The organism is Brevibacillus sp. FW306-2-1A-C05A, assembly GCF_058781555.1.
Genome location: NZ_JBYSWV010000054.1, coordinates 1 through 22,569, shown reverse-complemented (window position 1 = coordinate 22,569; position 22,569 = coordinate 1). Strand labels below are relative to the sequence as shown.

The following is a 22,569-nucleotide window of genomic DNA, read 5'->3' as shown; positions in this document are numbered from 1 at the left end:
TGGATGGAAGTACGGATTGAATGTGCCAAAAAAGAGGATTTTGCCGAGATGATTACGCTGGCCGACCTGACGTTGCCGGATCGCATGAACCTGCACGAGCTGAAAAAATATATGGAGCTGTTTCCCGAGCTGATTTTCAAGGCGACAATCCATGACCAGCTCATCGGCTTCAGTTGTGCGGGCATCGACATGTACCAGACGACGGGCTGGCTGTTGTTCAGCAACGTCCGTAAAGAATACCAGGGACAAGGCATTGGCAAGCGGCTGATCGAAGCGAGGCTGCAAGCTCTGCGCCGTTTTCCTTCGCTGCGCACCGTGCTGGTCACCGTGAGCGAGACGAACCAGTCCTCTCTTCGCGCGCTTTCGGCACACGGCTTTCGGCTGGCTCACGCCGAACAGGACTATTACGGCCCTGGCAAGCATCGGCATGTACTGGAGCTGCCTGTCTGGCCCGTTGCCTGCTCTCCGACAGAGAGTCCGGGCTGGAAAGAGGACGTCAGTGTATAAGTGATTTTTCAGAATACAAAAAGTCGATCATGCGGGTGATGGACAAGCAGGCAGGAAAAGCCGGGCGCAAATGGAAGGAGATAGAACGAAGTGAAACGACGTTTGTGCATCATCGCCTGTGGCGCGAAAAAAATATGGGATGTACACCCGGAGGCGGGAGCGACAGAGGCGCAGTACGTTTATCAAAGCGCGTTTCATAAAGCGAGCCAGGCGTATGCCCGGACGTTTTTTTTCGAGTGGGCGATTTTGTCTGCCAAGCACGGCTTTTTGCTGCCGCATGATACGGTGCCGGAAAACTACGATGTGGCTTTTGGCACGAAAAACCCGGAGATCATCGCGCTCGACCGCCTGATGCGACAAGCGCGGGACAAGCAGCTCGACGGGGTGGAGGAAGTGGTCATGCTGGGCGGAAAGAAGTTCAGGAAGATCATTCACGCCGTGTTTGGCGCAGACAAAAGCAGCTTTCCGCTCGCGGATTGCCAAGGCATCGGCTTTATGCTGCAAAAGCTGAACCAGGCTGTGGCGAACAGACAGGAAATCGGAAAGGGATGAGAGGATGGACGGACTCCAGCAGTATTTGTACAAAATCAGGCTTGTTCCGCGGCTGCTCGACCCGGCGAACTGGACGGACAAAGAGCACGAGATCGTCGGAGAGCATTTTCGCTATTTGCAAAAGCTGCTCGCAGACAACAGGCTGATCCTCGCGGGCCGCACGCAAAACATGGACGAGACGACGTTTGGCATTGCGATTTTTCTCGCGGAATCAGAGGAAGCGGCCAGACGCGTCATGGAAAACGATCCGGCTGTCCGGCAAAACGTGATGACAGCCGAGCTGTACCCGTACCGCGTCGCCTTGTACAACAGCGAGTGGGAATAGAAGTGAACATAGACGAAGAGCCTGTGCGCGAAAAACGCATCAGGCTCTTTTTGTACAGGGAAGACTCTAGTTCGAATAAGGGCAACAACGCTGCGCCAACGGCTTGGCGCAGCCCAGTTTTTTTGCTGCGCCGATGTTCGTTACTGCCCGATGATGATCCGCTCTTTCGGGTGGTGGTAGCGCACGATCCGGTCGTCGCGCTTGAGGAACAAGAGCAGGTTGATAATCCCGACACGCCCGATCATCATGGTGATAATCAGGATGAGCTTGCCGGGCGTTCCCAGATGTGCAGTAACTCCGGTAGACAATCCGGTCGTACCAAAAGCGGAGCATACTTCAAACAAAATGTGCTGGAACGGCAAATCCTCCAGCCAGACGAGCAAGATGACAGCCATGAACACGAGGACGATCGCGATGAAAAAGACGACGAACGAGCGCATGATGTCTTCGTCCACCAGCTCCCGGCCGAATACTTTCACGTCTTTGTAGCCGCGCATGTTGGCAAACACAGTCGCGATCAGGACAAAAAACGTCGTCGTCCGAATCCCCCCGCCCACGCTGCTTGGCGATGCGCCAATAAACATCATCGCAGACAGCATGAACAGCGTAGGGGTGGAAAACAGGCTGATGTCCATAGTGGACAAGCCGCCGCTCCGCGAAGAAACGGAGTGGAACAACGAGTAGAACAGCGATTCGTGCCACGTTTTATCGAGCAGAAAATGCTGGCGCTCGAAAACGTAAATGAGTACAGCCCCGGCCACCACCAAGGAAAAGAACGTGAGCGTCGTAATCTTGGTAAACAGCGAAAAGGTAAAGCGCGCCTTGGCCCGGCGATAGGAGAAGTACGTGCGCAGCTCGACGAGTACGGGAAAGCCGATCGCCCCGCAAATAATCAGCAGCATGACGGTCAGTTGAAACACGTAGTCGTGCGTGTAGTCCAGCATGGAATTGCCGTGCAGGTCGAAGCCCGCGTTCGTAAAGGCGCTGACCGAGGCAAAGTAGCCGTGATAAAATGCTTCGTACCAATCGGTGTAATAGCCCGCAATCAAGAAGTGCGCGCCCAGCAGCACGGTTCCGATCAGCTCGATGATGAGCGCCATGACGAGAATGTTGCGCATCAGGTTGACCAGTCCGGACAAGGTGGAGCGATTATGGTCGGTCGCAATCCAGATGCGCTGCTCCAGGCCGATCTGTTTGCCCATCAGCATCCAAATAAATGTCCCGAGCGTCATGATTCCGATCCCGCCCACCTGAAAGAGCAGCGTCAAAAACAAAATGCCCCACTGGTTGAACACTTCGTGAATCGTAATCACGGTCAGCCCGGTGACGCTGATCGCACTCGCTGCGGTAAAGAGGGCGTCGATGAACGAAAGCGACACGCCCTGGTTATGAAATAACGGCAGCCACAAGATAACCCCAGAGACCAGAATCAGCGTAACGTAGGAAAACACAATAATTTGAACGGAAGTCAAGCGACGTTTTTGATTCGAAGATAACAAAATGAATGGCCTCCCGAATAAACTTCATGAAGGTAATCATACCAAAAAAAGTTAGAGAGCAAAAATGCTTTGTATCTTTTACGGGAGGCAAAGGATCTGGAATCGATTCGCGTCCATGCGTGCAGCAAAAAATAATTTGTTGACAATTCCGGCAAATCAGTGATAGAGTTCAGAATGTATTATTTGGAAAACGAAAATTTTACGGAAAGGTGGGTCTGTCATGAAAAGCAGTGTAATGAACAAAATGCACAACTGCATACATGACGTAACCCTCCCTTTGATGCACGCAGTGTAGTTTTTCCCAACTCCATCAAACGGCGCAGGTTACGGTTTTTGTAGCCTGCGCTTTTTTATTTGATTCTTTTGATTCAGATAAAAAGGCATGTTGCCCCAGCGGCGATATGCCTTTTTTCGCCTCCAAAAAGAGGACGCCCGGTTGAGACGAGAGGAGAGAGCGGCAGATGTTTTCGGTTTTAACAAAGCTGGACTGGTTTTTCAAGGAGCATTGGAAGCGTTACACGGCAGCGATTCTGTTGCTGATCCTGGGCGGCATCATGGAAATTATCCCGCCGAAAATCATCGGGGTGGCCATCGACGAAATGCAGTTGGGGACATTGACGGGCGAGCGGCTTTGGCACATTTTGCTGTTTTACGTGGGGCTTGCTGTCGCGACGTATTTCGTCAACTTCGTCTGGATTTACAAGCTGTTCGGGGGAGCTTTTCTGGCGGAGCGGACGCTTCGTTCCAAGCTGATGACGCACTTTTTGCGCATGACGCCGACTTTTTATCAGCGCAATCGCACCGGGGACTTGATGGCCCGGGCAACGAACGACCTGAAGGCTGTTTCGATGACGACAGGCTTCGGCATCCTCACACTGGTCGACTCGGCCAGCTTCACAGGCGTCATCATTTTGACGATGGGCTTTTTTATCAGTTGGAAGCTGACGCTGGCGGCGATTCTTCCGTTGCCATTCATGGCGTATGCGATCAACCAGTACGGCAAAAAAATTCACGAGCGCTTTTCCCGCGCGCAGGATTCGTTTGGCGAGCTGAACGACCGCGTGCTGGAATCCGTGGCAGGCGTCAGGGTGATTCGCGCCTACGTCCAGGAGACGGCGGACCAGAAGCGGTTTGCGGACAAAACAGGTGAGGTGTACCAAAAAAATATCGAAGTAGCCAAGGTCGACTCGCTGATTGAACCGACCGTGAAAATTTTGGTGGGCATCAGCTACATGATCGGGCTGATCTACGGCGGCTATCTGGTGTTCCGGCAGGAGCTGACGCTGGGGGAGCTGGTGTCGTTCAACGTCTACCTGGGGATGCTGATTTGGCCGATGTTCGCCATTGGGGAGCTGATTAACGTCTTGCAGCGGGGAAGCGCCTCGCTCGATCGCGTCAACGAGACACTGGCGTACGAAGCGGACGTGACCAATCGCGAGCGTCCGGCGCAGCTTGCGGTTCCAGAGACGATTCGCTTCGAGCGGGTGAGCTTTCGCTATCCGGGGACTGCCCAGGATCAGTTGCAGGACGTTTCTTTTACTTTGCACCGCTCGCAAACACTTGGCATCGTCGGGCGAACCGGCAGCGGAAAGTCGACCCTGCTTAGGCAGTTGCTGCGGGAGTTTCCGCTCGGGAGAGGTACGATTACCATCAACGGGGTCCCGCTGGATGAGATCGAGCTGGACAACATCAAAAGCTGGATCGGCTACGTGCCGCAAGAGCAGATTTTGTTCTCCAGGACCGTTCGGGAAAACGTTTTGTTCGGGAGAAAGGACGGCAGCGAGGAACAGTTGCAAAACGCGCTTAGGCTTGCAGCGTTCGCGAAAGACGTGCAGTTTTTGCCGGAGGGACTCGATACGCTGGTCGGGGAAAAAGGCGTGGCGCTGTCAGGCGGGCAAAAGCAGCGGGTGTCGATTGCCCGGGCGTTGATGATCGACCCGGAAATCCTGATTCTCGACGATGCGATGTCAGCCGTTGACGGCAAGACAGAAGCGGAAATGATCGCCAACATCCGCCGGGAGCGGGCAGGCAAAACGACGCTGATTGCGACTCACCGCCTGTCTGCTGTCGCCCATGCCGACTGGATTCTCGTCATGGACGAAGGCAAGGTGGTCGAGGAGGGAACGCATGAACAGCTCCTGTTGCGCGGCGGCTGGTACAAGGAACAGTTTGAAAAGCAGCAAATAGAAGCACAGTTGACAGAAGGCGGGTGAATGGATGAGTACGGGAAAAAGGCTGTTTCAGTATGCATGGTTATTTAAAAAGACGATCGTGCTCGCTCTCTTGATGCTGTCCGTTGCTGTAGGCGCGGAGCTGACAGGGCCGTTTTTGGCGAAAAAAATGATCGACACGCACATACTCGGCATTGAATTTCCGTGGTACGAGACCGGGCAACGGGCAGATTCCGTCTTGTACCGGGGGAAGTGGTACACGCGGGAGGATCACTTGGCGGCAGGCGAGAGCAAAGGCCAGGAAGTGCGAATTTTGCAGGTCGGACGCGACTATTACTTCATCGACCAGCCGCTTGCTTTTGACGGGCAGCGAACGGTCGCCGACGGAAAGCTGACGATTGAAAGCGGCTCCCGGCAGGCGGTCTATCCGGCCGTCCCGCTCAGCAATCAGGAGCTGTTCGCATTTTTTGGCCCGGAGACGAGCGGCTTGCTCGTCCTGGCAGCCGCTTATCTCGGTTTGCTGGTGGCAGCCGGACTTTTTCATTACGGTCAAAAGTATTTGCTGCAAAAATCGGCCAATCTGGTGATTCGCAAGCTGCGCATGGACGTGTTCGCCCATATTCAGCGGCTGCCGATTACGTATTTTGACAACCTGCCTGCGGGGAAAGTCGTCGCCCGCGTGACGAACGACACCGAGGCGATTCGCGAGCTGTTTGCTAATGTGCTCGCGTCCTTTTTCACCAGCGGGATTTACTTGATCGGGATTTTCATTGCGCTGTTTGTGCTCGATGTCCGCTTGGCGCTCGTCTGTCTGGCGATTTTGCCGATCATGGCGGTCTGGATCGTCTATTACCGCAAACGCGCCTCTGCCTTCAACCACGTCATTCGCGCGCGCATCAGCGACATTAACGGAATGATTAACGAATCAATCCAGGGAATGCCGATCATCCAGGCGTTTCGCAGGGAAAAAGAGGCGATGCGGGAATTTGGCGAACTGAACGAAGAGCTGTTCACCTACCAAAACAAAATGTTGCGGCTCAACGCCACCGCTTCCTTCAATCTGGTGCAGCTCGTGCGCAACGCGGCGTTTGTGTTGTTCATCTGGTATTTCGGCGGCGCCTCTCTTGGGGTGGGCACGCTGTTTTCGCTTGGTGTCCTGTACGCGTTTGTCGATTACCTCAATCGCCTGTTTCAGCCGATTACGCAAATTGTGAATCAACTGGCAAACCTGGAGCAGTCGCTGGTGGCCGCGCACCGCGTGTTCGAGCTGCTCGACGAGGAAGGGATCGAGGTCGATTCGGGCAAAATTCCGCGCTATCAGGGCAGCGTCCGGTTTCACGACGTTTCTTTTGCCTATCAGGACGACCAGTACGTGCTGAAAAACATTTCGTTCGAGGCGTGGCCGGGAGAAACGGTAGCACTGGTCGGGCACACCGGCTCGGGGAAAAGCTCGATCATCAACCTGCTGTTCCGCTTTTACGACGTCAGCAGCGGGACGATCACCATTGACGGGCAGAACGTCATGGATGTGCCCAAGCAGCACATTCGCCAGCATATGGCGATCGTGTTGCAGGACCCGTTTTTGTTCACCGGGACGATCCGTTCCAATGTGAGTCTGGACGATCCGGCGATTTCCGCGGAAAAAGTGGAGAAGGCGCTTTGCGACGTCGGGGCAGATCAGCTTCTGCGCACTTTGCCGCGCGGCTTCGACGAGCCTGTCATCGAAAAGGGCAGCACGCTCTCGCTCGGACAGCGCCAGTTGATTTCGTTTGCGCGGGCGCTGGCGTTCGACCCGGCGATTCTCGTCCTGGACGAAGCGACAGCCAACATTGATACCGAGACGGAAGGAATCATCCAAAACGCGCTGGAAGTGCTGAAAAAAGGCAGAACGACATTCATCATCGCCCACCGGCTGTCGACGATCAAAAATGCCGATCAGATTCTGGTGCTGGATCGGGGCAGAATTGTCGAGCGAGGTAGGCACGAGGAGCTGATGGAGAAGCGCGGCAAGTATTATCAAATGTATCAGTTGCAGCACGGACAAAAGGAAACGCAGACGCTGGTTGGCGATGCTTTGCAACTGGACGGTTCGCCAGCCTGAGCAAAGAAAAAAAGCTGCCTTGCCTAAAATGCGTCCCCCACTGTGTCTAGCATGAGGGGGCGCTTCAACGGCAAAGGCAGCTTTTTTGGTTAAGATCGTGCCTGTTGCAAGTCGCTGCTACAAAATGAAGAAGTAGATGACAGCAGCAAGCGCGATGCGGTACAGGGCAAACGGAACGAGTTTGATCCGGTTAATCAGCTTCAGGAAGAAGCGGATTGCCAGCAAGGCAAACAAAAAGGCGCTGATAAAGCCGACGATGAAAAACGGCAAGGAATCGGCGGTGATGTACTGCCAATGCTTCAACAGCGACAAAAAGCTGGCGCCCGCCATGACGGGAACCGCCATGATAAACGTAAAGTCCGATGCCGCTCGGTGGCTGAGTCCCAGCAGCACGCCGCCGGAAATCGTCGAACCGGAGCGGGAAAACCCAGGCCACAAGGCGATGCATTGAAACAGCCCGATCAAAAGTGCCTGCTTGTACGTCATCTGGTCAACGGTTGTGACCTTCGGGCGGCCCGGTCGGAACCAGTCGGCGGCGATCATCAGGAGCGCCCCGGCGACAAGCCCGATCAGCACCGTATGGATGGAGAACAGGTACTCGTCAATGTAGTCTTCAAAAATCAAGCCGAGCACAGCGGCAGGCAAAAGCCCGACGATCACTTGCGAGAGGCGCAGCTTGTGGCCGGGGCCGTTGCCGTCCGGCGACATTTTTTTCAAGCCCAGCAAACTCAAAAAACGGTCTTTGAACACGATCACGGCAGCGAGGATCGAGCCGAGCTGAATGACGACCTTGAACGTGTTGGCTACTTCAGAAGAAAACAGCTCTTTTGAATGCAGCAAAGTATCGTCGACGATAATCATGTGCCCGGTCGAAGAGACGGGCGCAAATTCAGTCAGACCTTCTACAAGACCGAGCACGAAGGCCACGAAAATGTTCCACAAATCCATATGTACTCACCTTTCCGATTGCGTGCTGTATGTTTTTATTTTGGTGCGTTGCGTAATTGCTCGAAAAGCCCGTGAGTCGATCGGAATCGTCCCCATGCGATCTTGGCATGCATTCACGGCAACAAGCGTTCTTCTATAAACGAACTATCCTTACTTTGCCAATAGTTTGCGAGCTATGTCAATAGCAATATTGTTTGCGGATTTCGTTTTCGCCAGGTTTGTTACCGCTTTGATACCAATCGGGACAGACTACTCTTTTCGCCTGCCGAGCGGTATGATAGAACAAACAGCTTTTTCACCAACAGGAGGTTCGAGCATGCCACATCTCATCGTTCGCGGCATACAGGCCGAGCAAATGGCAACCATCAGCGAGCCGCTGACAGAGGAGCTTGCCGCTTTGTGCCAGTGCGGGACAGACAATTTCACTATCGAATGCTTGCAGACGACAGGCGTTTTTGGCGGAAAGGTAGTAGAGTCGTTTCCGTTTATCGAGGTCGGCTGGTTTGAGCGAGGCCAGGAAACACGCGACCAGTTTGCCAAGATCGTGACCAAACACGTCCTCTCGCTCGGCATACCGGAAGTAGAGATGGCTTTTGTCGCCTATCAAAAAGAAAGCTATTATGCCAACGGCGAGCATTTCTAACAAAGAGACGACAACCGCTGTCGATTTCCCGGGAAAAGAAAAGACGATTCGACAGCAACAAGTTTCGCATCATGAAAAGGAATGCGCATAAAAAGGGTGTTCCATCCGCAGGCAAGAGACGGATGGGGCCCCTTTTTTTGTACAGATAAAGATTTATAAGATTCTTCTCCAGTATAAGGGCAACTAAGGCTGCGCCAAAGGCTTGGCGCAGCCAAGTTTTCTCCTTACAGGGCGCTGGAAAATACATGTCACAAACACGAGTGGCCGATTGTTATTCATAGTGAAGGGAGGGCCGGAAGGTGGAAAAAGCGGAAATAGAATTGCTGCTTCAGGACATAAAGGAGCCGATCAAGGCAAAATCACGGTAGAAGTGGGGATGGCAGAAGTTGGCGTCAAGGTTGGGTCCAATGCGGACGGTGTGGAAAAAGTGCTGCTCGGCAGCAACGAAGCGGTGCTCATGACGTATAAAAAGGAAAACAAACCCGATTTTTACTGGAATGTCTGGGTGAAAAACGGAAGCGACCTGGAGTACAGCGTTCGCGCGCAGGGAGAGACTGTTTCCAAGCAAGAACTAATTAAGATCGCCAAACAATTGAACGAAGCGAAGTAACGAGCAGCACGCATTCACGCGGGATGCACAGTTTTAGGAGAATGGCAAAAAGCCCAACAAAGAGCGCAAGGCTACTTTGTCGGGCTTTCCGCATGTCTGATCGGAGCTTTTTTCGCGACCAACTGCTGCAATGTCTTCCAGTTAATCATGACGATTCCGGCGATAATCGCGATGCCGCCTGCGAGCGAAGACAGGTAGAGCGGCTCCTGGTACAAAGCGACCCCGAGCGCGAGCGCAATCAGCGGCGAAATATACAGCCATGTAGAAGGAAAGACGGGATTCGTTTTCGCCACCAGCCAGTAAAAGATGGTGTGCCCCATCATCGAGCCGACGAAAATCAAGTAAAGCAGCGAGAGGACGGCCTGGGGTGACAGCAGAAACTCCATGTGCACCTGCTCGGTAAAAGCGGAGGCGATGAGCAGCAGGATGCCGCCGTACATCATCTGCGCAGCGTTTAACGTGATCGGCGACACGTCCTTGAACTGTTGGGAAACGCGGCGGGAATAGACGGCGCCCGCGGAATAAAACACTTGGCCGAACAGGACCGCAATACAGCCAGCGACCCAGAGCATGCTGAACGAAAAGGTCAGCCCAGGCAAAAGCAGCAGAATGACCCCGCCAAATCCGATAAGGCAGCCTGCCCAGGAGCTTGCGGACAGCTTTTGCCGCGACAGCCCTGTTTGCAGCAGCATGACCATCAGCGGAGCGGTAGCCGACAGGACCGCCGCGATGCCCGAGCTTAGATGCTGCTCTGCCCAATACAAGGTGGCAAACACGCCAAACGTCAGGCATATGCCAGTGAAAACCATCTCTTTGCGGAGCAGGATGGAGAGGGGCGCTTGCTTTTTCCAGGCCATGACCGCAAACAAGATCAGGCCAGCAAGAAAAAAGCGAATCCCCGCCGAGAAAAAGGGCGGCGCTCCCGCGTCGATCCCGACTTTAATGGCTAAAAATGTCGTCCCGAAGATCAGGCACATCGCGATATAATTGGCAAATACCATGGTGATTCCTCCTTTTCCCCATCTTACAGGGAGAGGAACAGAACAGATGAACGCGAATAGAACAGATGCAGAGGCTGTCAGCTACGATGGAAGAGGAAGGGGAGGGCCAGCATGAAAAGACAAGGTTTGTCCGGCGTTCATGCCGATAAGCTGTTTGAGCAGGTCTACGACTATTTGCTGGAAGGCATCAGGCGCGGGGACTGGAAAACGCATGACAAGCTCCCGTCCGTCCGGGCGCTGGCGCTGGAGCTGAATGTGCATCGCCTGACCGTGTTCAAGGCGTACCAACTGCTCAAGCAAGACGGATACGTGTACGTCAAGGATAAATCGGGCTATTTCGTTCAGCCGAGCGGGCTATTGCCGGAAAGCTCATGGAACGACCCGATTGTGTCTGCTTACGTGCAAAAAAGCCACCTGTCGGAAATTCACCAGGTGCAGGCGACCTACCAGTTTTCCAAGGCGCTGATCGACCCGAACCTGTTGCCGAATCTGTATTTTTCGGAATACGTGAAGAGAGTGTTTGACCTGTATCCGAAAGTGCTGGGCACGTACTCGACCACGCAGGGAGATCAGGAGTTGCGCGAGGCTTTGTGCCGCTACTATACGGAGCGGTTTCGCTTTTATTTGACCCCTGACGAGCTGATGGTCACGTCCGGCTCGCAGGAAGCGATCGACCTGGTTGCCCGCGTTCTCGTCAAGCCGCGAGACGTGGTCTTGCTGGAGCGGCCCACCTACAGCCCGGCTATTGATGTTTTTCTCAGACAAGGCGCGAAAATTGTCCCGGTCGAGATTCGGCAGCACGGCTATGATCTGGAGCAGGTGGAGCGGCTCATGCAGACGCACAAGCCGCGGCTGTTTTATCTCAACCCGACGTTTCACAATCCGACGGGCTTCACGGTTCCGCGCGAACAGCGCAAGCGGCTGGTGGAGCTGGCGGAAAAATACCAGTGCCTGCTGATTGAGGACGATCCGTGCCGCGATCTGTACTTTGCCCAAGAGCCGCCCTTGCCGATTTTTGCCTATGACACGTCCGGGTACGTCATCTACTTGCGCAGCTTCAGCAAATACGTGGCTCCCGGCCTCGGCATCGGAACGATCGCCTGCCGCCCTTCGCTCATGGCGTACCTGCTCAGCGCGAAGGCATTGTCCGACAGCGGAACGCCGTTATTGAACCAAAAAATCTTTTTGCACTATTTCTTTTCCGAACGGATGCAGCAGCATTTGCAAAAGCTGCGCACGGCGCTCGCCATTCGCCGGGACATCATGGAGGAGGAACTGGCTGCGACGGACTGGGAATGGAGCCGCCCGACTGGCGGATTCAACCTGTGGATCAAGCTGCCGGACTCGACCCCGATGGAAAAGCTGCTGGGCACGTGCGTGGAGCAATCGATTACGTTTGTGCCCGGTACGATTTGCGATCCGCAACGAGAGTTTGCCACGTGGATTCGGCTCAGCTATTCGTATTTGAATGAGCAGCAGCTTCGGGAGGGGATCAGGAAGTTTGTGGGGCAGGTTCGGGTTTTGATGGGAGCCGCAGATGCATAGTACGTGCTCCGTTTGTGTCGCTGTGGGGCAGCTTTTGGCTATAAAAAAACAGGCTCCGCTCAAAGGGAGTCTGTTTTTCGTGTTTCGCGCCGCGATATCGCGCTGCGTCTAGGAAAGACTTCTATTCAATTCCCGCAACTCTTCGCTGGTCAAATTGCGCCATTGGCCCAGCTTCAAATTGCCCAGCCTGATGTTCATGATGCGCACGCGTTGAAGCTGGCGCACCTGGTAGCCGAACGCCTGGCACATCCGCCGGATTTGCCTGTTCAGCCCTTGCGTCAGGACGATGTTGAAGACGCGGTCGCTCACTTTGGTGACTTTGCAAGGCTTGGTCACGGTTCCGAGTATGCGCACGCCGTTTGCCATGCCGTGCAAAAAGTTGGCGGTCACGGGCTTGTCGACGGTGACGATGTACTCTTTTTCGTGATTGTTTTCCGCCCGCAAAATCTTGTTCACGATGTCGCCGTCGTTGGTCAGCAGGATGAGGCCCTGGGAGTCCTTGTCCAACCTGCCGATGGGGAAAATCCGCTCCGGGTGGTTGACGAAGTCGATGATGTTGCCTTTGACGTGCAACTCGGTGGTGCAAGTGATGCCGACAGGCTTGTTTAGGGCAATGTAGACGCTTTTTTTCTTCTCGCCGAGCGGCTTGCCGTCGATGCGCACGTCGTCGCCGGGCGCGACGGTGCTCCCCAGTGCGGCAGGTGCGCCGTTGATGGTCACGCGCTTGGCTTCGACCAGTTTGTCTGCTTCGCGGCGCGAGCAAATGCCCGTTTCGCTGATGAACTTGTTAATTCGCATGGGTGGTTCCTTTCGCTAGTTGCTGCTGTTTTTCCAAGAGCTTGTTTCTCCACGGCAAAGCCAGCTCCTCGACTTCCAGCATGTGCGCAATCGTCTCCTCCGTAAGAGACTGGTTGTGGAAGTACAGATGGTGGATGGAAGCGACCGTTACGCGCTTGGGATGAGGCTCAAGCAGCGTGACCGCAGAGTCTGGCCTGATCGTGCCTTCCTGCAGGACGCGGAAAAAGTAGCCGGTGTAGCCCATTTCCACGACAGCTTTGAGCAGGAGGTTGTTGTTGTTTCGCTTGTTGATCGTCGCACAGGGAAATCTGCCCTGGGACACTTGAAGAATCGTCTCCCCGATTTGGTACACATCTCCGACGCATACTTGCTCTTCCGTCATGCCCGAAAGCGTCAGATTCTCGCCAAAAGCGGATGGCGTCAAGGGCTGGCCAAATCGCTTTTCCCAATGGGTGTAATGCTCGGAAGGATACGCGCAGACGACGCGATCCGGTCCGCCGTGATAGGCGTGATTCGCTACGTCGTCATCGTCGATTTTGGCGGAGCGGACGACAAGCTCGTCAGCCTCTTCCTTCCAAATGCCGGAGAGGAAGTCTTTGCCGTTGTAACTGATGTTTTTGGGCAATCCTTTACATAAAGAAACGATTTTTGGGTCGGACATGTTTTCTTCCACTCCTGGGCGCGCGTTTGGTTTTTTATATTCCATACTATCACATATTTCTTCCCAAGCTCCACCGCAGATGGGCACGGGCGACAGCTTCTGGTATGATGTTGGAAAGGAATCCACAGGAGGCTTATGCGATATGCAATCATTTGGTGTGGCATTGCACACAGATAAATATCAGATCAACATGATGTACGCGCATTGGGTAAACGGGACGCACAACCAGCGAGTAGTGTTCGAAGCGTATTTCCGCAAGCTGCCTTTTGGCAACGGCTACGCTGTTTCTGCCGGGCTGGAGCGAATTGTTCATTATATTAAAAATTTGCGTTTTGAAGAAAGCGACCTGCAATATTTGCGGGAGCAGGAGGAGAATTACGATCCGGGCTTTTTGGAGGAGCTGCGCAACCTGCGCTTCCAAGGCTCGCTCTACTCCGTCAAGGAAGGCACGATGGTGTTCCCGAACGAGCCGCTGATCCGCGTGGAAGGCCGCGTCATGGAGGCGCAGCTCGTGGAAACCGCCCTGTTGAACTACATGAACTACCAGACGTTGATTGCGACCAAAGCTTCCCGGATCAAAAACGTGGCTGGCGACGACGTCCTGATGGAGTTCGGCACGAGACGGGCGCAGGAAGCAGACGCAGCCTTGTGGGGAACGAGAGCGGCGTATTTGGCCGGCTTTGACGCCACATCCAACATGCTCGCGGGAAAAATGTTCGGCATCCCGACAAAAGGAACGCACGCGCACTCGTGGGTGCAGAGCTTCGAGGACGAGGAAGAAGCATTCCAGCGCTTTGCTGATGCCTTGCCAAACCAGGTGACCCTGCTCGTGGACACGTACGACACGCTGAAAAGCGGTGTCCCCCATGCGATCTCCGTAGGGAAAAAGCTGGAGCAGGAAGGCAAAAAGCTGACGGCTGTGCGGCTCGACAGCGGCGACCTCGCCTATTTGTCGACGAAGACGCGCGAGATGCTGGACAAAGCGGGGCTTACCGACGTGAAAATCGTCGCCTCCAACGACCTCGATGAGCACACGATTATGAACCTGAAAGTCCAGGGCGCGAAGGTCGATAGCTGGGGAGTGGGGACACAGCTCATTACGGCTGCGGATCAGCCGACGCTCGGCGGCGTGTACAAACTCGTAGCGCGCCAGGACGCGAACGGGGTGTACCAGCCGACGATCAAGATTTCGTCCAATCCGGAAAAAGTGACGACTCCCGGCATCAAGGACATGTACCGACTGATCGATCCCGATACGGGCAAAGCGATTGCCGACTACTTGTGCTTCCCGGAGGAAACGACCATTGCCGAAGGCGCTCCGGTCAACCTGTTCAACCCGATCCACCCGTATTGGAACAAGCAGGTGACCCGCTACAAGGCAGAAGCGTTGCTGATCCCGGTGTTTGTCGACGGCGAGCTGGTGTATCAACTGCCGAAGCTGGAGGAGATTCGCAGCTACCACCGCGAGCAGCTCAAACAGTTCTGGCCGGAGTATTTGCGGATGCTCAACCCCGAGCACTATCGCCTGCATGTGAGCGAGGAAGTGTGGGAGACCAAAACCAAGCTGATGCAGGCTTATATGAAAAAATAAAGCGGGAACGCCTGCTGTGTCGCGAAGATGCAGCAGGCGTTTTTTCATACAAACGCACAAATGACACAATAATGTGAAAAAATCAAAAATAAATTGTCTGAATTTATCTGTTTCATATATAATAACTCCATTCATCCTTTAGCTCTGCGCCAGGGTGATGCAAGATAGGTGGGGAGGATCAAGCATGCAAAAGACAGTAGAAAAAGAAAACCTGAATCCTTACGAGATTGTGCAAAAGCAGATTGACACGGCAGCAGCGTTGCTTCGTCTGCCAAGCCACGCCGTCGAAATCTTGAAAAGGCCGAAGCGCGTGCTCGCAGTCAGCTTTCCGGTCAAAATGGACGATGGCAGCGTTCGCGTATTCGAAGGGTTCCGCTCGCAGCACAACGATGCGGTGGGACCGACCAAAGGCGGCATTCGCTTCCATCCCGACGTCACGATGGATGAGGTCAAAGCGCTCTCGATGTGGATGTCGTTCAAATGCGGTGTCGTCGGCCTGCCGTATGGAGGCGGAAAAGGCGGCGTTATTTGCGATCCGCACGAGCTGAGCGCGGGCGAGCTGGAGCGCGTGAGCCGCGGCTTTATGGAAGCGATTGCGGACATCGTCGGCCCTGACACCGACATTCCCGCGCCGGACGTCTACACGACGCCGCAGATCATGGGCTGGATGATGGATACATACAGCCGATTAAAAGGCGCGTATTCGCCAGGCGTCATCACAGGCAAGCCGCTTGCGGTCGGCGGCTCCAAAGGGAGAAATGAAGCGACGGCCCGCGGATGTGTCTTCACGATTTTGGAGGCGCTCAAAGATTCGGGACGCAAGCCAGCGGAGACGACAGTAGCGATTCAAGGGTACGGCAACGCAGGCCGAATCGCAGCCAGACTGTTGACCGAGCTTGGCTTTCGCATCGTCGCCGTCAGCGATTCGCGCGGCGGCATTTACCACGGTGCAGGCTTGAATATCCCGAAGGTCGGGCAGTTGAAGGACACGTCCACGATCCTGGACTATCCGGGGGCAACCGCGATCTCCAATGAACAGTTGCTGGAGCTGGAAGTCGACATTTTGATTCCGGCCGCACTGGAAAATGTGATTACAGCCGCGAATGCCGATCGCGTCCGGGCCAAGTGGATTGCAGAAGCAGCCAACGGTCCGACGACTCCGGATGCCGACGCGATTTTGCGCGAAAAAGGAGTCGTGGTCATTCCGGACATTCTCGCCAACGCGGGCGGAGTGACCGTGTCGTACTTCGAATGGGTGCAAAACCTGATGCACTACTACTGGTCCGAGCAGGAAGTGAACGAAAAGCTGCAAACCGCGATGGTCAACGCTTACCGGTCGGTGGCGGAGCTTGCGGAAAAATACAAGGTCGACCTGCGCACAGGCGCGTACATGATCTCGCTCTTGCGCATCAAGGAAGCCATGGAAGCGCGTGGCTGGATCTGACGAACGGGCGAATCTACGAGCCTCTCGCAAGTTGTTTGCGAGAGGCTTTTCGCTCATGCCGCTGTCGCAATTAAGCGCAAAAGGTCCTCTCGCCATTCCAGAAAAAGTTCTGCTATTTTTCCAGAAAGAAAGGTATAATGATTTGACGAAAAATTTGCAGAATATATAAACATATATACATTCGATACATGCTTGTTTTAGCAGGCTTCCATTTTTCGCGATACTTCCCGGTGGAAGCAGGAACCCAAGTATTTTTGTCGAATTTGTCGGATTAATGTTTTTCTACCTGCTTTGCAAAGAGTGGAAAGGGGGATCTTTATGCCAATCAAACTGCCTGACGAGTTGCCTGCGGTGGAAGTGCTGGCCCGTGAAAATATTTTTGTCATGAAAGAAAGCCGTGCCTTTACGCAAGACATCCGGCCGCTGCGAATCGTCATCCTGAACCTGATGCCGGTGAAGGAAACAACGGAAACACAGTTGCTTCGCCTCCTGGGGAATACGCCCCTGCAGGTGGAAATCGTCTTGCTGCACATGTCCAGCCATACCTCCAAAAACACATCGGAAGAGCATTTGTCGATGTTTTATAAAACGTTTGAGGAAATCAAGGACCAACGCTTCGATGGCATGGTGATTACCGGGGCGCCTGTCGAGCAACTCGAATTTACCGAAGTTACTTATTGGGAAGAGCTGAAGCAAATTCTCGACTGGAAGCTGGCGAACGTGACCTCGACCTTGCATATTTGCTGGGGGGCGCAGGCCGGGCTGTACCACCACTTCGGAGTGCCCAAGCATCCGCTGCCGGAAAAGATGTTCGGGATTTTCCCGCATACGTTGAACAAGCAAAATGTGAAGCTGTTCCGCGGATATGACAACTACTTTTACGTCCCGCATTCCCGCCATACGGAAAATCGCCGGGAGGACATCGAGAAGGTGCCGGAACTGGAAATTTTGTCCGAGTCCAAGGAAGCGGGCGTGTACATCGTCGCGACGAAGGACGGCAGACAAATTTTCGTGACCGGCCATTCCGAGTACGATCCGACCACCTTGCAGGACGAGTACAAGCGGGACGTGAACAAGGGACTGGACATCGCCGTGCCGCGCAACTATTATCCCGACGATGATCCGAGCCGCGAGCCGATCGTCACCTGGCGCGCGCACGCCAATCTGCTTTTCTCCAACTGGCTCAACTATTACGTGTACCAGGAGACACCGTACGATCTGAACAACAGATAGCAGCCGGAAAACCATCCGAGAAATCGGGTGGTTTTTTGCATAGACAAGATGTAGCGGCGGTTTTGCTTTTGCAGTTGACGTACCAGACCCCGACAGGTAGTGTGAGGATAACTATGTAAAAGCAAGCGGCATCTCATTAGCAAGGTGGGAGTTTTGGTGATGAAAAAAATCGTGAAGCAGGATCAGGACGTTATCAAGCAACACAACAAGTTGATGATTCTCGATATTATCAAAAACAAGCGGCCGATTTCCCGGGCTGAGATCACGAAAATTACGCGGATGAGCGCGACCTCGATCGGCCGGTTTGTCAGCGAGCTGTGCGAGGAAGGCGTCATTCGGGAGACGGAGCTGACTTCCTCTGGCGTCGGCAGGAAGGCGATCATGCTCGACATCGAGCCGGGCGCACTCTACACGATCGGCGTCGACATTGAGAAAAAGCGGATCAGCTTCGGCATCATGGACTTCAGCGAGACGATCGTCGCGCACCATCGCGTGGAGCACAAGGCGCTGGCGGGCACGCCAGCCGAGACGGCAGCGCTGATTTGCCAGGAAATTCGCGGCATGATCGCGAGGCAGGGCATTCCGTTTGAAAAAGTCATCGGCATAGGTATCGGCGTGCCGGGCGTCATCAACTACGAGCGGGGAGTCGTCCAGTTGTCCTCGACGCTTGGGTGGAAGGACGTAGCTTTTGCCGAGCTGATCGAAAAAGAGCTGGGCATCAAGACTGTGATCGACAACGACTTGAAGGTCAAAATCCTCTCGGAATACTTGTACGGCTCTGCCAAAGGCTCGAACAAAACCGCCCTGATCGGGATTGGGACAGGCATCGGGTCCGCGCTCATCATCAACGGCGAAGTGTTTCGCGGCGGCTCGAACAGCGCGGGCGAGCTGGGGCACACGACGCTGGACCCGAACGGCAATCTGTGCGAGTGCGGAAAGCGCGGCTGCCTGCAGACGTATATTGATGAAAACGCGCTGATTTTGGAGGCGCGCAGGGTAAAAGAAGTCACCGATGTGCGCGAGGTGTTTGCCGCGGCGCGAAACGGGGAGCGCTGGGCGAAGGAAATCGTCTCCCGCACCGCCCTCTACATCGGAATCACGATCAACAACATCGTCTGCATGTACAATCCCGACACCGTCATTTTGTCAGGAGACCTGGTGGAAAATTACCGCGAGATTGTCGAGCTGGTCGAGGAGCATAGCGACCAGGTGATTTGGGAGCCGTTCAAAGGGAAGTTCCGGGTGATCCCGTCCGAACTGCGCGGAGAGGCGATTGTCATGGGCGCAGGGGCCTTGGCGATGCAGCACTTTGCCCCACTGTCCGGGTCGTGGAGCGGAGAGTAGGACGACTTCGCACCAAAAATACCATTTATTGAAATCTCTGCCCGTGCCGATATAGAAAATAGTGGAAAACGCATTCGCGGGAAAAGCGGCAAAAGGGGAGAGCACGGTGTCGAAGAAAAGCACATACTTGCGCAGGTGGCAAAAAGCCTTGCTGACCGTCGTCCTGACAGTCGGAACGATTCTGTCCGGCGTCGGGCCAGCGGCAGAACTGGCGAAAGCAGAAACGGCAGCAAGCCAGAGCAAAAAGCTGTCGAGGCTGACGGTCAAAGAGAAGACGGTCAGACTGAAAAAAGACGGGACACAGCAACTGACGGTACTCGCGCAATATGCGGATAAAACGACCGAAGATGTGACGCAAAAGGCGGAGTGGTCCACGTCCGACAGCGGAATCGTCACGGTAGAGGCCGGGCTGCTCAGGGCGACAGGCAGCGGCAAGGCAGATGTAAAGGCCCGCTTTGGCGGCAAGTTCATCACCATTTCCACAGAAGTGGATGTCGTCGCCAAGCTTGTCGTTGACCAGAAAAAGCTCGTGCTGAACGCAGGGGCTGCCAAGCAGATCGTGGCAACCGCTTCGTTTACAGACAAGTCTACAGCAGCCGTCACGGCAAATGCCGAGTGGACGAGCGCCGATCCCGAGATCGCGACGGTGGCAAACGGACTCGTCACCGCAGTAGGCTCGGGCAAAACGAAAATCAAAGTAGTGTACGGCGGCAAAAGCGTGACCATCCCGGTAGAGGTGGATGTCGTTTCCAAGCTGGAGAGTGACCAGAAGAAGCTGTACGCGCGCCCTGGCTCGTCGCAAGCAGTCAAGCTCACGGCCGTGGTGAACGGCAAGGAAAAAGCCGACGTCACCGCCAAGGCGAAGTGGATCTCCGACAACGGGCAAGTGGCAACGGTAGAAAGCGGCGTGGTGACGGTCATCGGGCCGGGCAAAGCGAAAATTACCGCATCCTACGGCGGGAAAACGATTACGATTCCGGTAGAGGCAGCGGTCGTATCCCGGCTGGAGCTGAGTGCGACAAGAATCCAGCTCACAGCCAACGAGTCGCAACAATTGCAGGTGTTCGCCATTTATTCCGACAAGACGAAAGCTGACGTGACAGCAGAGGCCGAATGGACGAGCACAGACAAAAATGTAGCGAGCGTGGCGCAAGGCAAAGTCGCAGCCGGGACAGCAGGACGTGCGACCATTACCGCTTCCTACGGCGGCAAGCGGGTGATGATCCAGGCCGCCGTCAAATAAAAGCAGGTCACAAGCCAGGGCGGCACATGCGTCCTGGCTTTTTCATCGGCGTAAAGGCTGTGGTAAGCTTGGGAAAGACAAGAATCAAAGCGAACGGATCGGGTGGAGGCGGCAAATGGATATTCGACAACTGCAATACTTTGTGGAAGTAGCCAAACAAAAAAATTTTACAAAAGCGGCCAACACGCTTCATGTCTCCCAGCCGTCCATCAGCAAGATGATGAAAGCGCTGGAGGAGGAACTGGGCGTCGTGCTGCTGGATCGCTCGGAGCGGAAAATGGAGCTGACCGAAGCGGGCGAGCTGGTGTACGGGTACGCGACAAAAGTGCTGCAGTTGATGGAAGGGATGACGTCATCCATCGCGCAAATCCGCAACATCGAGCGCGGACGGGTGAAAATGGGCATGATGCCGACAGTCGGCTCTTTTTTGCTGCCGAATGTAATTGCCATGTTCAAAAAGCAATATCCCGGCATTGAGATCGAAATGAAGGAGTACAGCGCCAAGCTGCTGGAAATTCAGGTGGAGCAGGGGAGCGTCGACCTCGGCCTGACGGTTTTGCCGACGGATGCGGAAAAGTTTTCCGCGGTTCCCCTGGTGGCGGAAGACCTCGTCGCCATCGTGCATCAGCAGCATTGGCTGGCGGGGGCGGACGAAGTGAACCTGGCGGAGTTGCGGGACGAGGACTTTATCCTGTTCACAGAGGAGTACGCGATTCACGACGTCGTGCGCCAGGCGTGCCGAATGAGCGGCTTTGAGCCAAAAGTGGCCTACATGAGCTCGCTGTGGGATTTTGTCGGGGAAATGGTGGCGACTGAGCTAGGCATCTCGCTGCTTCCGCGCTCGATTGTGAGACGCCTGCACAACGACCAACTGCATACGGTAAACATCTCGTCTCCCGTGATTGACTGGCAGTACGCCCTGATTTACCGCAAGGACGGCTACCTGTCGCACGCGACCCGCGCCTTCATCGAGTTTGTGCGGCAGCATTTGTCGCCATAACCAAATGGAATAGAAATCATGATATTTATGTATTGTACGAATGGAATCGGGACGCTTTAGAATGAAGGTACCAACATGAAGGAACCGGAGTGGTCTCGATGAAAAAATGGTTCTTGCTCCTCGGGCAAGTTTTGCTCTTGTATGGATTCACCTGGCTGGGCAAAGGAATCGCTTCGTTTTTGCCTGTCCCTGTCCCCGGCAGCCTGATCGGGCTGTTGCTTTTGTTCATTTGTCTGCACAACGGCTGGGTGCGCCTGCAGTGGGTAGAGGCGGGAGCCGCCCTTTTGTTTTCGCAAATGATTTTGTTTTTCGTGCCGTCTCTGGTCGGCATGATGCAGTATCCGTGGCTGCTCGGAGGAAAAGGACTGCTCGTTTTGCTGGTAGTCACTAGCGGTTGCGCGCTCGTGATGATTTCGACAGGCGTCGTTGCTGAGCGACTGTTCAAACGCGGTGAGGTGAAGCAGCTTGATCCTGTGGAAAACGTGTAGCGTAGTCCTGACGATTTTGTTTTTTTACATGGCGAAGCGGATCAACAAAAAGCGGCCGAGCCTCTTGTTTTCCCCTGCCGTGCTTGCGCCAGCCGCGATGATTGTCTTTCTTTTGCTCGCGGGCATCCCGTATGCTGCCTACAGCGAAGCGACGTCGTGGATCAGCGAGCTGATGGGGGTAGTGACGGTGGCGTTTGCCGTGCCGCTGTACCGCAACTGGTCGATTTTGATGGCGCACAAGCGGATGATTTTGCAAAGCCTCGCCGCAGGCTCCCTGATTGCGATTATCGCGGGCGTGTCGACAGCTATGCTGGTCGGCTTGGGCAAGGCGGCCGCCATCAGCGTCATCCCTCGCTCGATTACGTTGCCGATTGCCCTTAGCGTCTCGGACGCGATTGGCGGCATGCCGGCGATGACAGCGGTGTTCGGGATGCTGACCAGCTTTGCAGGCGTTTTTCTGGCGCCGTGGATTATCAAAAAAATGAAGCTGCGCCATCCCGTCTCGATCGGGCTGATGTACGGCATGGGGGCGCACATGCTCGGGATGGTCAAGGCGTTCGAGCGCGGCGACACGGAAGGGAGCAGCGCGACGCTGGCCGTCATTGCCGGGGCGATGATTACGGTCGTGTGGGCGTTCACTCTGTTGCCTCTGATCTTGTCGTGGCTGGCCGTTTCATAGCGATAGCGGGGGAGCTTCTTGGCAAGCTCCCTTTTTTCTCGGTATAATTGTATAAATATTAATTTTGTTTTCACTAGCGTTGCATAAAAAATGCGTTCGTAATTTGTCGAAGTATTCTGAATGACATTTTCAGCTACACAACCAAAAACGGCAGCAACCAAGCAAAAGGTAGCCACTGTCCATTTG

General features: G+C 54.6%; 21 protein-coding genes. 16 read left to right on the top strand and 5 right to left on the bottom strand.

Going from position 1 to position 22,569, the window contains the following annotated elements; all coding sequences use genetic code 11:
• Positions 1–3 precede the first annotated feature (3 nt).
• The 3 genes from AC3WJN_RS22380 to AC3WJN_RS22370 all read left to right on the top strand — a co-directional run bounded on the left by AC3WJN_RS22380 (position 4) and on the right by AC3WJN_RS22370 (position 1,384).
• The gene (locus AC3WJN_RS22380) at positions 4–507 is read left to right on the top strand and encodes a GNAT family N-acetyltransferase (protein WP_005832154.1); all 504 of its coding nucleotides are present in this window, start codon (positions 4–6) and stop codon (positions 505–507) included.
• A 90-nt stretch (positions 508–597) separates the two neighbouring features.
• Positions 598–1,059, top strand: a complete 462-nt coding sequence (locus tag AC3WJN_RS22375; RefSeq protein ID WP_007777062.1) for a DUF6884 domain-containing protein — start codon at positions 598–600, stop codon at positions 1,057–1,059.
• Positions 1,060–1,063: 4 nt separating this feature from the next.
• Positions 1,064–1,384 (top strand): YciI family protein, encoded by a 321-nt coding sequence (locus AC3WJN_RS22370; RefSeq protein WP_005832150.1) that lies wholly within the window; start codon positions 1,064–1,066, stop codon positions 1,382–1,384.
• Between the two features lie 140 nt (positions 1,385–1,524).
• Here the strand turns inward: AC3WJN_RS22370 and AC3WJN_RS22365 are convergent, their stop codons facing one another.
• Positions 1,525–2,883, bottom strand: a complete 1,359-nt coding sequence (locus AC3WJN_RS22365; RefSeq protein ID WP_026558214.1) for a TrkH family potassium uptake protein — start codon at positions 2,881–2,883, stop codon at positions 1,525–1,527.
• Between the two features lie 461 nt (positions 2,884–3,344).
• Between AC3WJN_RS22365 and AC3WJN_RS22360 the strand changes: the two genes are divergently transcribed.
• The gene (locus AC3WJN_RS22360; RefSeq protein ID WP_026558215.1) at positions 3,345–5,096 is read left to right on the top strand and encodes an ABC transporter ATP-binding protein; all 1,752 of its coding nucleotides are present in this window, start codon (positions 3,345–3,347) and stop codon (positions 5,094–5,096) included.
• Between the two features lie 4 nt (positions 5,097–5,100).
• Positions 5,101–7,155, top strand: coding sequence for an ABC transporter ATP-binding protein (locus AC3WJN_RS22355; RefSeq protein WP_492329331.1), 2,055 nt, complete (start codon positions 5,101–5,103; stop codon positions 7,153–7,155).
• A 117-nt stretch (positions 7,156–7,272) separates the two neighbouring features.
• On the opposite strand, the gene AC3WJN_RS22350 is transcribed toward AC3WJN_RS22355, so the two are convergent.
• A complete protein-coding gene (locus tag AC3WJN_RS22350) occupies positions 7,273–8,103 on the bottom strand; it encodes an undecaprenyl-diphosphate phosphatase (RefSeq protein ID WP_005832143.1) in 831 nt (276 codons plus the stop codon).
• 316 nt (positions 8,104–8,419) lie between these two features.
• Between AC3WJN_RS22350 and AC3WJN_RS22345 the strand changes: the two genes are divergently transcribed.
• Positions 8,420–8,746 (top strand): DUF1904 family protein, encoded by a 327-nt coding sequence (locus AC3WJN_RS22345; protein WP_005832141.1) that lies wholly within the window; start codon positions 8,420–8,422, stop codon positions 8,744–8,746.
• Between the two features lie 268 nt (positions 8,747–9,014).
• Positions 9,015–9,356 carry a DUF4367 domain-containing protein gene (locus AC3WJN_RS22340; protein ID WP_238504181.1) on the top strand — a complete coding sequence of 114 codons (342 nt, stop codon included), beginning with the start codon at positions 9,015–9,017 and terminating at the stop codon, positions 9,354–9,356.
• 71 nt (positions 9,357–9,427) lie between these two features.
• Here the strand turns inward: AC3WJN_RS22340 and AC3WJN_RS22335 are convergent, their stop codons facing one another.
• A complete protein-coding gene (locus tag AC3WJN_RS22335) occupies positions 9,428–10,357 on the bottom strand; it encodes a DMT family transporter (RefSeq protein WP_005832137.1) in 930 nt (309 codons plus the stop codon).
• Between the two features lie 111 nt (positions 10,358–10,468).
• Between AC3WJN_RS22335 and AC3WJN_RS22330 the strand changes: the two genes are divergently transcribed.
• Positions 10,469–11,902: an aminotransferase-like domain-containing protein gene (locus tag AC3WJN_RS22330; RefSeq protein WP_309479704.1), complete on the top strand. Its 1,434-nt coding sequence runs from the start codon at positions 10,469–10,471 to the stop codon at positions 11,900–11,902.
• Between the two features lie 108 nt (positions 11,903–12,010).
• Here the strand turns inward: AC3WJN_RS22330 and rluF are convergent, their stop codons facing one another.
• Positions 12,011–12,700 carry a 23S rRNA pseudouridine(2604) synthase RluF gene (gene rluF, locus AC3WJN_RS22325; RefSeq protein WP_005832134.1) on the bottom strand — a complete coding sequence of 230 codons (690 nt, stop codon included), beginning with the start codon at positions 12,698–12,700 and terminating at the stop codon, positions 12,011–12,013.
• Positions 12,690–13,361: an MOSC domain-containing protein gene (locus AC3WJN_RS22320; protein WP_007777044.1), complete on the bottom strand. Its 672-nt coding sequence runs from the start codon at positions 13,359–13,361 to the stop codon at positions 12,690–12,692. Before AC3WJN_RS22320 ends, rluF begins: the two co-directional genes overlap by 11 nt.
• A gap of 142 nt (positions 13,362–13,503) precedes the next feature.
• On the opposite strand from AC3WJN_RS22320, the gene AC3WJN_RS22315 reads away from it, so the two are divergent.
• The 8 genes from AC3WJN_RS22315 (at position 13,504) to AC3WJN_RS22280 (ending at position 22,383) form a co-directional block, all read left to right on the top strand.
• Positions 13,504–14,952 (top strand): nicotinate phosphoribosyltransferase, encoded by a 1,449-nt coding sequence (locus AC3WJN_RS22315; protein ID WP_197187143.1) that lies wholly within the window; start codon positions 13,504–13,506, stop codon positions 14,950–14,952.
• 184 nt (positions 14,953–15,136) lie between these two features.
• Entirely contained in the window at positions 15,137–16,396 is a 1,260-nt protein-coding gene (locus AC3WJN_RS22310) for a Glu/Leu/Phe/Val family dehydrogenase (RefSeq protein WP_005832128.1), read from the top strand.
• A gap of 318 nt (positions 16,397–16,714) precedes the next feature.
• The gene (gene metA / locus AC3WJN_RS22305) at positions 16,715–17,629 is read left to right on the top strand and encodes a homoserine O-acetyltransferase MetA (protein ID WP_005832124.1); all 915 of its coding nucleotides are present in this window, start codon (positions 16,715–16,717) and stop codon (positions 17,627–17,629) included.
• 159 nt (positions 17,630–17,788) lie between these two features.
• A complete protein-coding gene (locus AC3WJN_RS22300; protein ID WP_005832122.1) occupies positions 17,789–18,973 on the top strand; it encodes an ROK family transcriptional regulator in 1,185 nt (394 codons plus the stop codon).
• A gap of 106 nt (positions 18,974–19,079) precedes the next feature.
• Positions 19,080–20,216: an Ig-like domain-containing protein gene (locus AC3WJN_RS22295; RefSeq protein WP_007777033.1), complete on the top strand. Its 1,137-nt coding sequence runs from the start codon at positions 19,080–19,082 to the stop codon at positions 20,214–20,216.
• Between the two features lie 115 nt (positions 20,217–20,331).
• Entirely contained in the window at positions 20,332–21,216 is an 885-nt protein-coding gene (locus AC3WJN_RS22290) for a LysR family transcriptional regulator (RefSeq protein ID WP_005832119.1), read from the top strand.
• Between the two features lie 98 nt (positions 21,217–21,314).
• Positions 21,315–21,704 carry a CidA/LrgA family protein gene (locus AC3WJN_RS22285; protein ID WP_005832117.1) on the top strand — a complete coding sequence of 130 codons (390 nt, stop codon included), beginning with the start codon at positions 21,315–21,317 and terminating at the stop codon, positions 21,702–21,704.
• Positions 21,682–22,383: an LrgB family protein gene (locus tag AC3WJN_RS22280; protein ID WP_005832115.1), complete on the top strand. Its 702-nt coding sequence runs from the start codon at positions 21,682–21,684 to the stop codon at positions 22,381–22,383. The genes AC3WJN_RS22285 and AC3WJN_RS22280 overlap by 23 nt, the downstream gene beginning before the upstream one ends.
• Positions 22,384–22,569 lie beyond the last annotated feature (186 nt).

What these genes read in the sequence shown, in the direction of transcription:
- AC3WJN_RS22300 (WP_005832122.1), top strand. Translation starts at nt 17,789, where the DNA reads ATGAAAAAAATCGTGAAGCAGGATCAGGACGTTATCAAGCAACACAAC.
- AC3WJN_RS22315 (WP_197187143.1), top strand. Translation starts at nt 13,504, where the DNA reads ATGCAATCATTTGGTGTGGCATTGCACACAGATAAATATCAGATCAAC.
- AC3WJN_RS22335 (WP_005832137.1), bottom strand. Translation starts at nt 10,357, where the DNA reads ATGGTATTTGCCAATTATATCGCGATGTGCCTGATCTTCGGGACGACA.
- AC3WJN_RS22290 (WP_005832119.1), top strand. Translation starts at nt 20,332, where the DNA reads ATGGATATTCGACAACTGCAATACTTTGTGGAAGTAGCCAAACAAAAA.
- AC3WJN_RS22330 (WP_309479704.1), top strand. Translation starts at nt 10,469, where the DNA reads ATGAAAAGACAAGGTTTGTCCGGCGTTCATGCCGATAAGCTGTTTGAG.
- AC3WJN_RS22380 (WP_005832154.1), top strand. Translation starts at nt 4, where the DNA reads ATGGAAGTACGGATTGAATGTGCCAAAAAAGAGGATTTTGCCGAGATG.
- AC3WJN_RS22355 (WP_492329331.1), top strand. Translation starts at nt 5,101, where the DNA reads ATGAGTACGGGAAAAAGGCTGTTTCAGTATGCATGGTTATTTAAAAAG.
- AC3WJN_RS22320 (WP_007777044.1), bottom strand. Translation starts at nt 13,361, where the DNA reads ATGTCCGACCCAAAAATCGTTTCTTTATGTAAAGGATTGCCCAAAAAC.
- AC3WJN_RS22370 (WP_005832150.1), top strand. Translation starts at nt 1,064, where the DNA reads ATGGACGGACTCCAGCAGTATTTGTACAAAATCAGGCTTGTTCCGCGG.
- metA (WP_005832124.1), top strand. Translation starts at nt 16,715, where the DNA reads ATGCCAATCAAACTGCCTGACGAGTTGCCTGCGGTGGAAGTGCTGGCC.
- AC3WJN_RS22310 (WP_005832128.1), top strand. Translation starts at nt 15,137, where the DNA reads ATGCAAAAGACAGTAGAAAAAGAAAACCTGAATCCTTACGAGATTGTG.
- AC3WJN_RS22360 (WP_026558215.1), top strand. Translation starts at nt 3,345, where the DNA reads ATGTTTTCGGTTTTAACAAAGCTGGACTGGTTTTTCAAGGAGCATTGG.
- AC3WJN_RS22345 (WP_005832141.1), top strand. Translation starts at nt 8,420, where the DNA reads ATGCCACATCTCATCGTTCGCGGCATACAGGCCGAGCAAATGGCAACC.
- AC3WJN_RS22350 (WP_005832143.1), bottom strand. Translation starts at nt 8,103, where the DNA reads ATGGATTTGTGGAACATTTTCGTGGCCTTCGTGCTCGGTCTTGTAGAA.
- rluF (WP_005832134.1), bottom strand. Translation starts at nt 12,700, where the DNA reads ATGCGAATTAACAAGTTCATCAGCGAAACGGGCATTTGCTCGCGCCGC.
- AC3WJN_RS22285 (WP_005832117.1), top strand. Translation starts at nt 21,315, where the DNA reads ATGAAAAAATGGTTCTTGCTCCTCGGGCAAGTTTTGCTCTTGTATGGA.